The 13,914-nt window shown below is 64.8% G+C and carries 14 protein-coding genes and 1 pseudogene; 10 read left to right on the forward strand and 5 right to left on the reverse strand.

Annotated elements, in window-relative coordinates:
* Positions 1-50: 50 nt before the first annotated feature.
* The 4 genes and pseudogenes from EOA32_RS21875 to EOA32_RS21890 all read left to right on the forward strand — a co-directional run.
* Positions 51-1,022: pseudogene (locus tag EOA32_RS21875) on the forward strand (AMP-binding protein); the annotation flags it as partial.
* Positions 1,022-1,999, forward strand: coding sequence for a 2-dehydropantoate 2-reductase (locus EOA32_RS21880; protein WP_128372868.1), 978 nt, complete (start codon positions 1,022-1,024; stop codon positions 1,997-1,999). The pseudogene EOA32_RS21875 and the gene EOA32_RS21880, both read left to right, overlap by 1 nt.
* A gap of 107 nt (positions 2,000-2,106) precedes the next feature.
* The gene (locus EOA32_RS21885) at positions 2,107-2,460 is read left to right on the forward strand and encodes a nuclear transport factor 2 family protein (RefSeq protein WP_066988871.1); all 354 of its coding nucleotides are present in this window, start codon (positions 2,107-2,109) and stop codon (positions 2,458-2,460) included.
* A 184-nt stretch (positions 2,461-2,644) separates the two neighbouring features.
* Complete coding sequence (locus EOA32_RS21890; RefSeq protein ID WP_095827066.1) at positions 2,645-2,992, forward strand: ArsC family reductase; 348 nt, start codon at positions 2,645-2,647, stop codon at positions 2,990-2,992.
* A 196-nt stretch (positions 2,993-3,188) separates the two neighbouring features.
* Here EOA32_RS21890 and EOA32_RS21895 read toward each other — a convergent pair whose 3' ends face one another.
* From EOA32_RS21895 to EOA32_RS21905, 3 genes are all read right to left on the reverse strand, one after another.
* A complete protein-coding gene (locus EOA32_RS21895; RefSeq protein WP_066999070.1) occupies positions 3,189-3,536 on the reverse strand; it encodes a DUF488 domain-containing protein in 348 nt (115 codons plus the stop codon).
* Between the two features lie 22 nt (positions 3,537-3,558).
* Complete coding sequence (locus EOA32_RS21900) at positions 3,559-4,815, reverse strand: aminopeptidase (protein ID WP_128372869.1); 1,257 nt, start codon at positions 4,813-4,815, stop codon at positions 3,559-3,561.
* Positions 4,816-4,955: 140 nt separating this feature from the next.
* On the reverse strand, positions 4,956-5,870 hold the full coding sequence (locus EOA32_RS21905; protein ID WP_128372870.1) for a LysR substrate-binding domain-containing protein: 915 nt from the start codon (positions 5,868-5,870) through the stop codon (positions 4,956-4,958).
* A 95-nt stretch (positions 5,871-5,965) separates the two neighbouring features.
* Here EOA32_RS21905 and EOA32_RS21910 point away from each other — a divergent pair, with 95 nt between their 5' ends.
* The 3 genes from EOA32_RS21910 (at position 5,966) to sbmA (ending at position 8,778) form a co-directional block, all read left to right on the forward strand.
* Positions 5,966-6,163, forward strand: coding sequence for a hypothetical protein (locus EOA32_RS21910; protein ID WP_066999065.1), 198 nt, complete (start codon positions 5,966-5,968; stop codon positions 6,161-6,163).
* Between the two features lie 72 nt (positions 6,164-6,235).
* On the forward strand, positions 6,236-7,396 hold the full coding sequence (locus EOA32_RS21915) for a YbfB/YjiJ family MFS transporter (protein WP_066999062.1): 1,161 nt from the start codon (positions 6,236-6,238) through the stop codon (positions 7,394-7,396).
* 122 nt (positions 7,397-7,518) lie between these two features.
* The gene (sbmA, locus tag EOA32_RS21920; RefSeq protein ID WP_066999060.1) at positions 7,519-8,778 is read left to right on the forward strand and encodes a peptide antibiotic transporter SbmA; all 1,260 of its coding nucleotides are present in this window, start codon (positions 7,519-7,521) and stop codon (positions 8,776-8,778) included.
* A gap of 21 nt (positions 8,779-8,799) precedes the next feature.
* Here the strand turns inward: sbmA and EOA32_RS21925 are convergent, their stop codons facing one another.
* Positions 8,800-9,804 (reverse strand): polysaccharide deacetylase, encoded by a 1,005-nt coding sequence (locus EOA32_RS21925; RefSeq protein ID WP_128372871.1) that lies wholly within the window; start codon positions 9,802-9,804, stop codon positions 8,800-8,802.
* 202 nt (positions 9,805-10,006) lie between these two features.
* Between EOA32_RS21925 and EOA32_RS21930 the strand changes: the two genes are divergently transcribed.
* Positions 10,007-10,672, forward strand: coding sequence for a tetratricopeptide repeat protein (locus tag EOA32_RS21930; protein WP_066999055.1), 666 nt, complete (start codon positions 10,007-10,009; stop codon positions 10,670-10,672).
* Positions 10,673-10,678: 6 nt separating this feature from the next.
* On the forward strand, positions 10,679-12,109 hold the full coding sequence (gene der / locus EOA32_RS21935) for a ribosome biogenesis GTPase Der (protein WP_128372872.1): 1,431 nt from the start codon (positions 10,679-10,681) through the stop codon (positions 12,107-12,109).
* Positions 12,110-12,217: 108 nt separating this feature from the next.
* On the opposite strand, the gene EOA32_RS21940 is transcribed toward der, so the two are convergent.
* Positions 12,218-13,135, reverse strand: coding sequence for a LysR substrate-binding domain-containing protein (locus EOA32_RS21940; protein WP_128372873.1), 918 nt, complete (start codon positions 13,133-13,135; stop codon positions 12,218-12,220).
* Positions 13,136-13,253: 118 nt separating this feature from the next.
* Between EOA32_RS21940 and EOA32_RS21945 the strand changes: the two genes are divergently transcribed.
* A partial coding sequence (locus EOA32_RS21945) for an MFS transporter (protein ID WP_145971333.1) occupies positions 13,254-13,914 on the forward strand: 661 nt, incomplete at its 3' end.

The following is a 13,914-nucleotide window of genomic DNA, read 5'->3' on the forward strand; positions in this document are numbered from 1 at the left end:
GCACTACGTCGCGGCCGAGGCGGCGAGGTTGGCGTGGCTGAGCGGCACCAGCTTCGGCCGCGCATATCGGCGCCACGCTGGGCCTGGGCTCGGCCGACCGCTGCCTCAACATCATGCCGCTGTTTCACATCCACGGGCTGATCGCGGCGGTGCTGTCCTCGCTCGCCGCCGGCGCCAGCGTCTTCTGCACGCCGGGCTTCAACGCGCTGCGCTTTTTCCAATGGCTCTCCGAAGCGAAGCCAACCTGGTATACGGCGGTGCCGACGATGCACCAGGCGATCCTGCCGCGCGCCGCGCGCAATCCCGAGCAACTGGCCGAAGCGAAGCTGCGTTTCATCCGCTCGTCGTCGGCCTCACTCCCGGCGCAGGTCATGGCAGAGCTGGAGGCGACTTTCGGCTGTCCGGTGATCGAGGCCTACGGCATGACCGAGGCTGCGCACCAGATGGCGTCCAACCGGCTGCCACCCGGACCGCGCAAGCCGGGCAGCGTCGGCGCCTCGGCCGGACCGGAAGTGGCCGTCATGGCGCCGGATGGAAGGCTGCTCGAGCCCGGCGAGATCGGCGAGATCGTCATTCGCGGCCCGAACGTCACCGCCGGCTACGAGAAGAATCCGGACGCCAACGCCAGCGCCTTCGCGCATGGCTGGTTCCACACCGGCGACCAGGGCGTGCTGGACGAGGACAATTATCTGCGCGTTACCGGCCGGCTGAAGGAGATCATCAATCGCGGCGGCGAAAAGATCTCTCCGCTCGAGGTCGATGGCGTCCTGATGGATCATCCGGCGGTGGCGCAGGTCGTCACCTTCGCCATGCCGCATGACAAGCTCGGCGAGGAAGTGGCTGCCGCTGTCGTGCTGCGGGAAGGCCAGAGCGCCAGCGAGGCCGACATTCGCGGCTTTGCCGCGACTCGGCTCGCCGATTTCAAGGTGCCGCGCAAGGTGGTGATCCTGGACGAGATCCCGAAGGGCGCGACCGGCAAATTGCAGCGCATCGGCCTCGCGGCAAAGCTCGGTTTGGGCTGATGCGCATTACAGTCTTCGGCGCCGGCGCCATCGGCGGCTATCTCGCCGCCAAGCTGGCGATTGCCGGCCGCGTCGATCTGTCGATCGTCGCGCGCGGCGCGCATCTCGAAGCGATCCAGGCCGATGGCCTACGCCTGATCGAGGACGGCAAGGAGACGATCGCCCGGGTGAGAGCAGCGGCCACGGCCGAAGAACTCGGCATTCAGGATTACGTGGTGCTGGCGCTGAAAGCGCATTCTCTGGCGCCGGCGCTGGACGAGATTGCACCGCTGCTGGGCGAGGGGACAGCCGTCGTCACCATGCAGAACGGCGTGCCCTGGTGGTACTTCTACAAGGCCGGCGGCGCGCTCGAAGGCACGCGGCTTGATGCGGTCGATTCCGGCGGAAAGATCTGGGAGACCATCGGGCCTGAGCGCATCATCGGCTCCGTCGTCTATCCGGCCGTCGAGGTCGATGCGCCCGGGCGGATCCGCCATGTCGAGGGCACGCGCTTTTCGCTCGGCGAGCCTTCGGGCGAAAAAAGCGAGCGGGTGAGTGTGCTGGCGCGCGAGATGGTCAAGGCCGGGCTGCAGGCGCCGGTCCGCGAGGACATACGGTCGGAAATCTGGGTGAAGCTTTGGGGCAATCTCTCGTTCAACCCGATCTCGGCGCTGACCGGCAGCACGCTTGCGGCGATCGTCGCCGATGAAGGCACGCGGGCCGTCGCCCGCGCCATGATGCTGGAGGCGCAGGCGATTGGCGAGCGACTCGACGTGCGCTTCCTGATCCCCGTCGACCGGCGCATCAAGGGCGCCGGCGATGTCGGCGGGCACAAGACCTCGATGTTGCAGGACCTCGAACGCGGCCGCCCGATGGAGGTCGACGCGCTGGTCACGGCAGTGCAGGAGCTTGGCCGCCTGACCGGCCAGCCGACGCCGGCCATCGACACCGTGCTGGCGCTGGTGCGCCGGCTGGCGATCGAGCGCGGGTGTTATTAGCAGACCGGCATTCGATCCTGACACGATTTGTCAGCTACCGACGCTTCGGCGATGGCAGGTCACGAGGGAGCTCCCTATCTGGGGTCTGTCCAAACCGGGAGGAAATCATGACCACTGCCGAAGTCGCCAAGCATTTCACCGAACTCCTCAAGCAGGGCGACAACCGCGGCGCTGCCGCGAAATACAATGCCGACAACATCGTCAGCTACGAGGCGATGGAAGGGCCCATGGCCGTTTGCAGCGGCAGGGACGCCGTAAAGCAGAAGGGCGAATGGTGGGAAGCGAACCATGAGGTTCACGGCGGCTCGATCGAGGGCCCCTACGTCAATGGCGACCAGTTCGCCTTGCGCTTCACCTTTGACGTGACGCCCAAATCTACCGGCGAACGCGTCAAAATGGATGAGGTTGGCCTCTATACGGTCAAGAACGGCAAGATCAGCGAAGAGCGCTTCTACTATTGAAGGCGATCGGCGTCTGGCATTCCGAATCTTCGTTGCAGGATCTGAAAATCAGACACGGCGGCCAAGATGATATTCCGGCCGCCATGGAGAGCGCCAAATCGTCTTCACGTAGTCACGCTGGCAAAGCGGGCAAGGCAAGCCTAGGATTCGGCCAGATTCGCAATCCATCGGCCCGAGGTCCGAATTGACGATCACCATGTACGGCATCACCACCTGCGACACGATCAAGAAGGCGCGCGTCTGGCTGGAGAGCCGCGACCTTCCCTACCGCTTCCATGACTATCGCGCCGAAGGGATCGAGGCGGAAAGGCTGAATGGCTGGGTCGATAAGGTCGGCTGGGAGAGACTGCTCAACAAGGGCAGCACGACTTTTCGCGAACTGCCGGAGAAGGACAAGGAAGCGCTCGACGAGAAGAAGGCCAAGGCGCTGATGCTGGCCAAGCCGACCATGATCAAGCGCCCCGTGCTGGAGGTGGGTGGCCGCATCCTGGTTGGCTTCAAGCCGGATGTTTATGAAGAGGCGGTGAAGTAGGATTCGGCAGGCGCGGCACACTATCCCCTCGTCATCCTAGGGCGGAGCAAGGAGCGAAGCGGCGCGCGCAGACCCTAGGATCCATGCCGCGACGCTAGAGCGTTGTGCGGTTAAGAGTTCTGCTCCGTTGCGTCCTTCGGTGACAGTCACGGCATGGATCCTCGGGTCAAGCCCGAGGATGACGACGAGAGAGAGGTTACTCCCTCCGCAAATACCCCATCAACGCCACCGCATTGTTATGCGCCTCGTCATGCGCGCCGAAGAGCAGCGTCACCTTGCCGTGGCGCAGCAGTTCTCGCAGCTGCGCCACAGCCTCCTCGTTGCCGTCCAGCTCGGCGCAGTACCGCTTCTGGAACTCCGGCCATCGTTCGAGATCATGCCCGAACCATTTGCGCAGTTCGGTGCTCGGCGCGATCTCCTTCAGCCAAAGGTCCAGCGCGGCGTCCTTCTTGGAGACGCCGCGCGGCCAGACGCGGTCGACAAGCACCCGCTGGCCGTCGCTCCTCTCCGACGCGTCGTAGACGCGCTTTACCGCTACGTCCAAGGCTGTCTCCGCGTCGGGTCTCTCAGGCCCACTCGCCCTTGCGCATCACCGGCACGCGGCTGCCGTCCTTGCCGACGCCGTCGATGTCGATCTTGTCCGAGCCGATCATCCAGTCGATGTGGATGAAACTCTTGTTGCCGCCGCGCTCGGCAATCTCGTCCTGGCTGAGCGAGGCGCCGTTGACGAAGCACTTCGAATAGCACTGTCCCAGCGCGATGTGGCAGGCGGCGTTCTCGTCGAACAGCGTGTTGAAGAACAGCAGCCCGCTCTTCGAGATCGGCGAGGAATGCGGCACCAGCGCCACTTCGCCGAGCCGGCGCGCGCCCTCGTCGGTGTCCAGCACCTTTTTCAGAACGTCCTCGCCCTTCGAGGCCTTGGCCTCGACGATCCGACCGACCTCGAAGCGCACCGAGATCTCGTCGATCAGCGTGCCCTGGTAGGAGAGCGGCTTGGTCGAGGAAACATGGCCTTCGACGCGCCTCGCATGCGGCGTGGTGAAGACTTCCTCGGTCGGGATGTTCGGATTGCAGGTGATGCCGTTCTTCGCCGTCGAAGCGCCGCCCATCCACTCATGACCTTCCGCCAGGCCGACGGTGAGGTCGGTGCCCGGTCCGGTGAAATGCAGTGCGTCGAAATTGTGCTCGTTCAGCCATTTCGTGCGCTCGGCCAAGGCCGCGTTGTGCACCTTCCAGTTGCCGATCGGATCCTCGACATCGACGCGCGAGGCCGAGAAGATCGCGTCGGCGAGCCTCACCACCGCAACATCGTCGGGCTCGCCCGGGAACACTTGGCGAGCCCAGGCAACATCCGGATATGCGACGATGTTCCAGTTGATGTCGAAACCGGTGATTTTTTCGAGCGCCGGCTGGTACGCCATCGAATTCGCCTTGTTGGCGCGCGCCACCCTGGCCGGGTCCTGCGCCGACAGCAGAGACGGATCCTCGCCGCGCACCGCAAGCCGCGCCGCATTGTTGGCGAAGGCTTTCGCCATGCCTTCGTAAAGCCAGCCGGCGGCGCGGTCGAAGCCGGCGTCGGCGCCATAGCGGAAACGCGCCAGCGTGATCTCGTCGTCGTTGAAGATCGGCGTCACCAGCCCGGCGCCGGCCTTATAGGCATGCTCGACGATGCGCCGGGTCAGCGGCAGCGCCGCGATCGAGGACGTCAGCACCAGGTCCTGTCCCGGCTGCAGCTGCAGCCCGACCTTGACGGCGACTTCGGCCAGCCTGTCGAGCTTCACCGGGTCGATGGTTGCCGAGACGCCGCGCGAATGTGTGGTCATGATCCTGCCTGCCATGTTTTTGGGGTCTGGTCCTTACATAGACCGCTGCGCCTGGCCTTTCCACCGCGATCAACTGGGCCTCCAGGCATGATCGCGAAAAGTGCATGGCGGTGTTCGGACAAGATCATGCTCAAACGAGCTCAGGCGGCGCTGTCGAGCGCCCGGATCTGCGCCATGGTCGCTTCGATCTCCTCGCGGACCCAAGCCTTGAAGTCGCGCACCTTTCGGCTTTCGCTTTTGGTGGCCGAGGTCACCATCCAGTAGCCGAGCCCGCTTTCAGCTCGCACCCCGAAGGGGGCGACCAGCCGGCCATCGGCCAGCGCATCGGCGGTCAGCAATTGCCAGGCGAGCATCACGCCATGGCCGGCGATTGCAGATTCCAGGCAGAGCATCGGATCGGTGAAGCGCGCGCCTTTTTGGAAAGTGACCGGCTCGACGCCGGCCGCCTTGAACCAGCTATCCCAGCTGATCATTGCCCGCTCGTCGGTGATGGCGCAGGTCCGCGCCAGGTCCTCGATCGAGTTCAGCTTGGCCGCGATCGCTGGTGCGCAGACCGGAAACACTTCCTGCGCCAAAAGCAGTTCCGCGTTTACTCCCGGCCAAGCGCCGTCGCCCATCCGAATCGCAATGTCGATATCGGAATGGTCGAGATCGGCGAGCCTGCCTGAAGCGTCTATGCGCAAGAGCACGTTGGGATGGCGGGCAAAATGCCGCGACAGCCTGGGCAACAGCCATTTCGAGGCGAAGGCGGGCGCCACCGACACAACCAGGGTGCATTCCGTTGCCTCGCCGGCCAACGCCACCGCTTGCGCAAGCTCGCGGAAGCCGGCGCTCAGCCGGGCCGTGAAAACGACCCCGAATTCCGTCGGCACGAGTCCGCCGGACGTCCGCTCGAACAGCGCCTGCCCCAGCTGGTTTTCCGTGCGCTTGATCTGCTGGCTGACGGCGCTGACCGAGACATTGAGTTCGGCAGCCGCCGCGGCAAGCGATCCAACGCGGACAACGGTTTCGACGGCACGCAAGCCATTGAGGTGGACACGGTTCAGGATCGTCATCCAGTTTTTCTAAACTGGCTGGTTCCAAATCTCAATTGAAACGTGCCAAAGAAAAGCGGATTCTAGCGAAGCAAACCGGGCTTTGGAACAGGTCGATGAAGATTTTCTCTTTGCTGAAGGGGCTTTCCGGCGCTGAGCCAAGACAGGCTTGGCAGGAGGACGGCGAGATCGCCCGCTGGACGGTCGATCCTCTGTCGCATCCGGTGCTGGACGCCATGTCGGAGCGCGAGCTCGGCGATATGCCGTTCCGGCTCACGGCCGGCCGCACGGTGTACGAGACGGCTTGCCGCTGAAGGCGGGCCAAGCCGGCCTGGCCCAACGCAATCGCATTGTTTCGCACGTGCACACATTTATGCTGCGCTGCAATGAAAGCCGCTTCGCCATCTCCCTTGCGCCTTGCCCTCGCCGGCATGACGGCTCTCGCCGTCGCCATGGGCATCGGCCGCTTCGTCTACACCCCGATCCTGCCCGGCATGATGGAAGAGTTGCACCTGACGCCGGCAGACGCCGGCTGGATCGCTTCCGCCAACTATCTAGGCTATCTCATTGGCGCGCTTGCCGCAGCCGGCGGCTGGGCGCATGGCCGCGAGCGTCTGCTGATGTTCGCAAGCCTTGCCGCGAGCGCCGTGCTCGCAGCTCTGATGGGACTGAACGAGACGATGGCCGCTTTCCTCGCCATTCGTTTTCTCGCCGGCCTGGCCAGCGCCTTCGTCATGGTTTTCATGTCGTCGATCGTCTTCAGCCATCTTGCAAAGGCAGGCCGCGGCGATCTGCAAGCGCTGCATTTCGGCGGTGTCGGCCTGGGCATTGCGGCGTCCTCGGCGCTGCTGGCCATCCTCGTCACGGCCCATGCCGGCTGGCCCGCGGGCTGGCTATGGTCGGGAGCAATTTCCGCTGTCGGCCTGCTCCTCGTCGCGATCCTCGCGGGCTCCGCCACGCCCGCCAATGGCGTCGATGGGCCTGAACCGGCGTTGCCGAAGGATAGATCGCTGACGAAGATAATCCTTGCCTATGGGCTGTTCGGCTTGGGCTATGTGGTGACGGCCACTTTTCTGGTCGCCATCGTTCGCCAGGACGGCGGCGGACGTGTCTTCGAGGCCTCGGTCTGGATGATCGCCGGTCTTGCCGGCTTCCCCTCGACCTGGTTCTGGCAAAAGCTCGCCGGCAGGATCGGGCTTTATACGGCCTATGCCGTGAGCTGCATGGTCGAAGTGGTCGGCGTCATCGCCAGCGTCGTCATCAAAGGTTTCAGTGGGCCGCTTTTGGCTGCTATATTGCTCGGCGGCACGTTCATCGCCATCACCGCGTTCGGCCTGCAGGCGGCAAGGCAGCTTGCGCCGCAGGCGCCGCGCCGCACCTTCGCGGTGATGACCGCCGCCTTCGGCCTCGGCCAGATCATCGGTCCGATTGCCGCCGGCTTGCTCGCCCAGGCCTCGGGCAATTATGTGCTCGCCTCGACGATGGCGGCTGCCGCTCTGCTGGTCTCCGGCGTCGTTGCCTGGTCGGCTGCACCAAAATCGCCATGATTTGTGGTCTTGTTCGGTGCCGGGCGCCGGGCCGGGCATTTTCTTTCCCAGTAATGTGTGACCTTATGCCCGCCGAACAGCAACGCCGCTGATTTGCGGTCAGACCGAGAAACCCCGCCACAGTGTTCGTATCCTTCTTCCCGCAGCCGAAGCTTTTCTTCACCTCGGCCGCCCTCTGGAGCCTTGCGGCGATCCTGTTCTGGTTCTTCGGCGGCGAACAGCTGGGCGCCATCCTCGGCATGCCGCCGGCGGCTGCGGGTGCGCCGCCCATCATCGGCATCGCGGTTCTATGGTCGAAGCCGTTCTTGTGGTTCTACATGTACTTCGTGGCCTGTGTGGCGATCTTCTACGCGTTCTGGAGCTGGTATGCTCCGCATCCGTGGCAGAACTGGTCGATCCTGATGACCGCCGTCATTCTCTTCTTCATCTATTTCAACGTGCAGGTCAGCGTCGCCGTCAACAACTGGTACGGACCTTTCTTCGATTATGTCCAGGGGCTGATGTCGGGAACGACGCCATCAACTGACATCGAGTTCTACAGGGGGTTGGCCGACTTCTCCTGGCTGGCGCTGGTCGGCATGAACGTGCAGGTGGTCAACGCCTTTATCGTCAGCCACTGGATCTTCCGCTGGCGCACGGCGATGAACGACTACTTCATGGCGAACTGGGGCCGGCTGCGCCACATCGAGGGCGCTTCGCAGCGCATCCAGGAAGATACGATGCGCTTCTCGCAGATCATGGAGGACCTGGGCTCGAGCTTCGTCCAGTCGATCATGACCCTCATCGCCTTCCTGCCGGTGATGATCCAGCTGCAAGCGCACATCACCGAGTTGCCGATCCTGGGCGCGGTGCCGCAGCCCCTGGTCGTTGCCGCGCTGGGGTGGTGCATATTCGGCACGGCCTCGGTGATGCTCGCCGGCATCAAGCTGCCGGGCCTCCAGTTCCGCAACCAGCGCGTCGAGGCCGCCTATCGCAAGGAACTCGTCTACGGCGAAGATCATCCCGACCGGGCGCAGCCGGCGACGACGACGGAACTGTTCGACAATGTGCGCCGAAACTACTTCAGGCTCTATTTCCACTACATCTATTTCAACGTCGTCCGGTACACCTATCTGCAGGCCGACAACATCTTCTCGCTGCTGATCCTCGGGCCCTCGCTGGTTGCGCACAAGATCACCTTCGGTGCGCTGAACCAGATTTCGAACGCCTTCGGCAAGGTGACGAATTCGCTGCAGTTCCTGTTGAATTCCTGGTCGACCATCGTCGAGCTGCAGTCGGTGCACAAGCGCCTGCGCGCCTTCGAGGCGACGCTGGAAGGTGAGCCGCTGCCGGACATCGACCAGCGTTATCTCGCTCGGCAGAGCGCGGAGGATCCGGCCTGAACTGGATCGCATGGTGGCGGCTCAGCCGCCTACCGCCGCCTGTCTCAGGCTGCCGCGCTGCCGCTCGATATAGTCGCGGAAGCTGATGCATTCGACCTGCTCCATGACGCAGACTTCACCGGCAAAGCGCTCCAGCGCGTTCCAGTAGGCGCCGGCATTCATCTGCGTGAAGTGGAAGCCGAGCTCCAGCGGAAGTCGTTTGCCGTTGTATTGCGCATTGAAGGCTGCGCGAAACGCCCGATAGGCGCGGTCGGCGAACTCGCCCGCCATCGACGGCTTCTCGAAGCCGCCCGAATGGCGGACATAGAGGTTGTAGTCCATGGCGACCACCCGCTTCGACCTCGGCCCTTCCGGAATCTGCGGCAATGCAAAGCGGGTGGTGCCGTTCTTTGCGCGCGGCAGGGCAGGGCCGTTCGAGACACCGCTTGCGTCATATTGGAAGCCGGCCTCGGGCAGCGCTTCGTAAAGCGCCTTGCCGGTCGAGAGGTACGGCGCGCGAAAACCGATCACGGCATGGCGGGCGAATTCACGCCAGCCAGAGGGCTCGGGCGAAATGCCGTTGATCGCATAGGCGTTTTCGAGGACGCGGCCGAACGCCGAGAACTCGGCCAGCCAGTCGGCCTTGCTCCAGCCCTTGCCGTCGAAATGTCCGCAGGCATGACTGCCGATGTCGTGACCTTCGGCGGCCGCGTGCCCGATCTGTTGCAGCCGGTCCGCGACATCCTGCTCCGAGGCGGCGAAGCCGATATTCGATTTGCCGGCACCCTTGCCGGGCGCGACGTACTCGGCGCGCGTTTTCGGCGAGAGCAGGAACACGCAGGACAGAAAATACGTGAAATGCGCGCCGGTGCGCTTTGCCAGCGCGCGGCTGCGCTCCCATTGCGAGATCTCGCGTGCGCTGTCGAAGGAGATAAGCACGATCTGCTTTGGTTTCGCCGCCATCGGTTTCGGCGGATCGGCAAGCCCCGTGCCAACGGAGCCAAGCCAGGCGAGGCTGAACGCAAGGGCGCGGAACGAACGTGGCACTGGCAACCTTTTGGGCAACCTTTGGGGCTGTAGGAAAGCCGTCTATCGCCCAAATGTAGCATCGATGCGTTCCGGCAAGGCCTGTGGGGCACTGGGAGTCTCCGCCGATTTTCCGGCGATCCCCCTTCCATGCCGACGAAATTTCGCTAAAACGCGGGGCTCAAGAAGCGCTCCGTTCCGGGGCCGCAATGGTTTTTGATTGATGTCGGACGACAGTTTTATCCGCGAAGTCAACGAAGAGATTCGTCGCGAGCAGGCGCAGGCGCTGTGGGACCGCTTTGGTCCGGCCCTGCTCGGTGCCGCGATCCTGATCGTGGTGGCGACTGCCGCCTTCGTCGGCTACCGCTACTGGGACGAGACCCGCGCCAACCGGTCGGGCGATGCCTTCTCGCAGGCGCTCAAGCTCGCCAATGACGGCAAGAACGACGAGGCGATCGCCGCTCTCGATCAGCTGGAAAAGGATGGCTATGGCGCCTATCCGCTGCTCGCCCGCATGCGGGCGGCGACCGTCAAGGCCGACAAGGGAGACGTCGACGCCGCCGTCAAGGATTTCGATGCGGTCGCGGCCGACAGCGCCATTCCCGCAGGCATCCGCGACATGGCGAGGCTGAGAGCGGCGCTGCTGCTGGTCGACCACGGCTCGTTTGCCGATGTCTCCAGCCGTGTCGAGGCGCTCACCGCCGACACCAATCCGCTGCGCAGCTCGGCGCGTGAGGCGCTCGGCCTTGCCGCCTGGAAGGAAGGCAAGTCGGCGGATGCGCTGAAACTGTTCGACCAGATCGCTTCGGATGACGGCGCCCCGCGCAATGCGCGCCAGCGGGCGCAGTTGATGTCCGAGCTGATCCGCGGGTCGGGCAACGCTTCGTGACCCCGGATGACGTTCAAAGTCGCCATTATCGGCCGGCCTAACGTCGGCAAATCGACTCTTTTCAATCGGCTGGTGGGAAAGAAGCTGGCGCTTGTCGACGACACGCCGGGCGTGACGCGCGATCGTCGCGTCCATGCCGCCAAGCTTTACGATCTTCACTTCGACGTCATCGACACCGCCGGCTTCGAGGATGCGGCGGCCTCGACGCTGCCCGGCCGAATGCGCCAGCAGACCGAGATCGCCATCCGCGAGGCCGACCTGATCTTCTTCACCGTCGATGCCAAGTCGGGCCTGATGCCCGACGACCGGACCTTCGCCGACGTGGTCCGCAAATCCGGCAAGCCGGTGGTGCTGGTGGCCAACAAGGCGGAAGCGCGAGGCGCGCAAGGCGGCATGCTGGAAGCCTGGGAACTCGGCCTCGGCGAGCCGATCCCCGTCTCGGCCGAGCATGGCCAGGGCATGCCCGATCTGCGCGATGCGGTGATCGCGGCACTCGGCGAGGAACGCGCCTTCGGCGAGGACGAGCAACAGCCGGGCGACGAGATCGCCGTGAGCGAGGTGCTGATCGGCGAGGATATCGCCGACCCCGACGCCGAGCCGGCCTATGACGAGACCAAGCCGCTGCGCATAGCCGTGGTCGGCCGCCCCAATGCCGGCAAGTCGACGCTGATCAATGCGCTGATCGGCGAGGAGCGGCTGCTGACCGGACCCGAGGCCGGCATCACCCGCGATTCCATCTCGGTCGACTGGGACTGGCGCGGCCGCCGGATAAAGCTGTTCGACACCGCCGGCATGCGGCGCAAGTCCAAAGTCCAGGAAAAGCTCGAGAGGCTTTCGGTGCAGGATGGCCTGCGCGCTATCCGCTTCGCCGAGATCGTCATCATCGTGCTCGACGCCACCATCCCCTTCGAGAAGCAGGACCTGCAAATCGCCGACCTGATCATTCGCGAGGGCCGCGCGCCGGTGATCGCCTTCAACAAATGGGACCTGATCGACAACCCGCAGGAGCTTCTGGCCGAGCTGCGCGAAAAGACCGAGCGGTTGCTTCCCCAAGTGCGCGGCATTCAGGCGGTGACGGTCTCTGCCGAGACCGGGCGCGGCCTCGATCGGCTGATGGACGCCGTCATCAAGACGCACAAGGTCTGGAACAGCCGCGTCTCGACCGGCAAGCTCAACCGCTGGCTGGAAGGCATTCTGGCGCATCATCCGCCGCCCGCCGTCGCCGGCCGCCGGCTGAAGATCAAATATGTCACGCAGGCAAAAACCCGGCCGCCGGGTTTCGTCGTCTCCTGCTCGCGCCCGGACGTGATGCCGCAATCCTATGTCCGCTACCTCTCGAACAGCCTGCGCGAGGCTTTCGACATGCCCGGCGTGCCGATCCGCATGGCGTTGCGCACGTCGGAGAATCCTTTCGCGGGTCGGGCGAAGAAGCGCTGAGCCCTTTTTGGGAAAGGGTGGGCAGCGCCCCCTCCCGTCGTCATCCACGGGTCTGTGCCGTGTCGCTTCGCTCCTTGCTCCGCTCGAGGATGAAGAATGGCTTGGAACCTACGCGACCGCTCGCAACCCCTTACCGATTCGCGCTCCCTCCGGCAGCGTATCCAGCGCCGCCTCCAGCAATATCTCTGCCAGCCGTGCCGCCACCGGATCGAGCTCGACATCCTTCTGGTGCAGATGCAGCGCCATCGTCGGCAGGGGCGGCAGGCCGAGCACGCCCGGCGCGATCGCCCTGACAGTGGCCGGCAGGCCGATATCGGTGCGGATCGTCAGCCCGAGACCCGCCGCGACCGCCGCCCAGATGCCGCCGAGGCTGGGACTCGAGAACGCCATGCGCCAGGTGAGGCCGGCGCGGTCGAGCGTCTCGGTCGCCACGGTGCGCAGCAGGCACGGCGCCTCGAACAACACCAGCGGCAGCGCTTCACCATCGTGGCCGGCTTGCATCGGTTTCGCCGGGCCGATCCAGCGCGCCTGCACGTCGGCGACATGCCGGCTGTAGGGCAGGATCGTGCCGTCGTGCCAGGCCAGCGCGATGTCGAGGCTGCCTGAGACGACGCGCTCGGCGAGCTCATGGCTGCGTCCGATCCGCGCTTCGATCCGGACCTTGGGATGCGCACGGGCAAACCGGCCGAGCACCTCCGGCAGCACGGCCTCGCCGAAGTCCTCCTGCAGGCCGAGCCGCACCCAGCCTTCCAGCTCGACGTCGCGGATAGCTGAGGCCGCCTCGTCATTGAGCTCGATGAGACGCCGCGCATAGCCGAGCATCGTTTCACCAGCTTCGGTAAGCGCCAGGCCGCGCCCCGCCTTGCGGAAGACCGGAGTCGCCGCCTGTTCTTCCAGCTTCTTCAGCTGCGCGCTGACGGCAGAGGTCGAGCGGCCGAGCCGCTCGGCCGCCTTGGCGAAACTGCCAAGCTCCATGCCGGTGACGAAGGTCCTGAGCACGTCGAGGTCGAATGTGACGCGTCGCATGAGATCGTCCTTATTTTCAGGATTATCGATTAAAAACTTGCTGATTTTCTGGATGAAGCTATGGCGCTACATCCGACCGGTCAAGACCGATCGACCGGCGCAGAGGGAATACGAGATCATGTCCGCCATCGTAACTCGCAACGATTGCCGGCGGTCCGCGGCAGGCGCCGCCGCTTCGGCTGGCCGCGCCTTCGGGCCCAGCCATCGATGGAAGGTGCTCGGCATCGGCGTCGCCGCCAATGCCGGCTTTTCGGCTACCTTCTCAGGCATCCCGGCGACCGCTGTGGTGATGCGCCAGGGTTACCATCTCGACAATGCCTCGCTCGGCGCTGCGCTCGGTCTGCTCGGCCTCGGCGTGGCGCTCAGCGAGTTGCCCTGGGGCGTGCTCACCGACCGCTGGGGCGACCGCCGCGTGCTCCTGACCGGGCTCGGCGCGACGGCCGTGTGGCTTTTTGCCATGGCAATCCTCGTCGTGCCGACGAAAATAGCCGCTCCCGGTGTCGTGCTGCTTTCGGCCAGCCTGCTCGTTGCCGGCCTGCTTGGCGGCAGCGTCAACGGCTCCAGCGGCCGCGCCATCATGGGCTGGTTCGGCGAAGACGAGCGCGGCTTCGCCATGAGCATCAGGCAGACGGCGGTGCCGCTTGGCGGCGGGCTCGGCGCGCTCGTCCTGCCGTGGCTAGCCTTGGGCTTCGGCTTCGCCGCCGTCTTCGGCCTGCTGGCGGCTCTCTCCGCGCTCTCGGCTTTCTTTGCCTGGCGCTGGCTGCACGAGCCGCCGCCGC

This window comes from Mesorhizobium sp. M1A.F.Ca.ET.072.01.1.1, assembly GCF_004023325.1.
GTDB lineage: Bacteria > Pseudomonadota > Alphaproteobacteria > Rhizobiales > Rhizobiaceae > Mesorhizobium.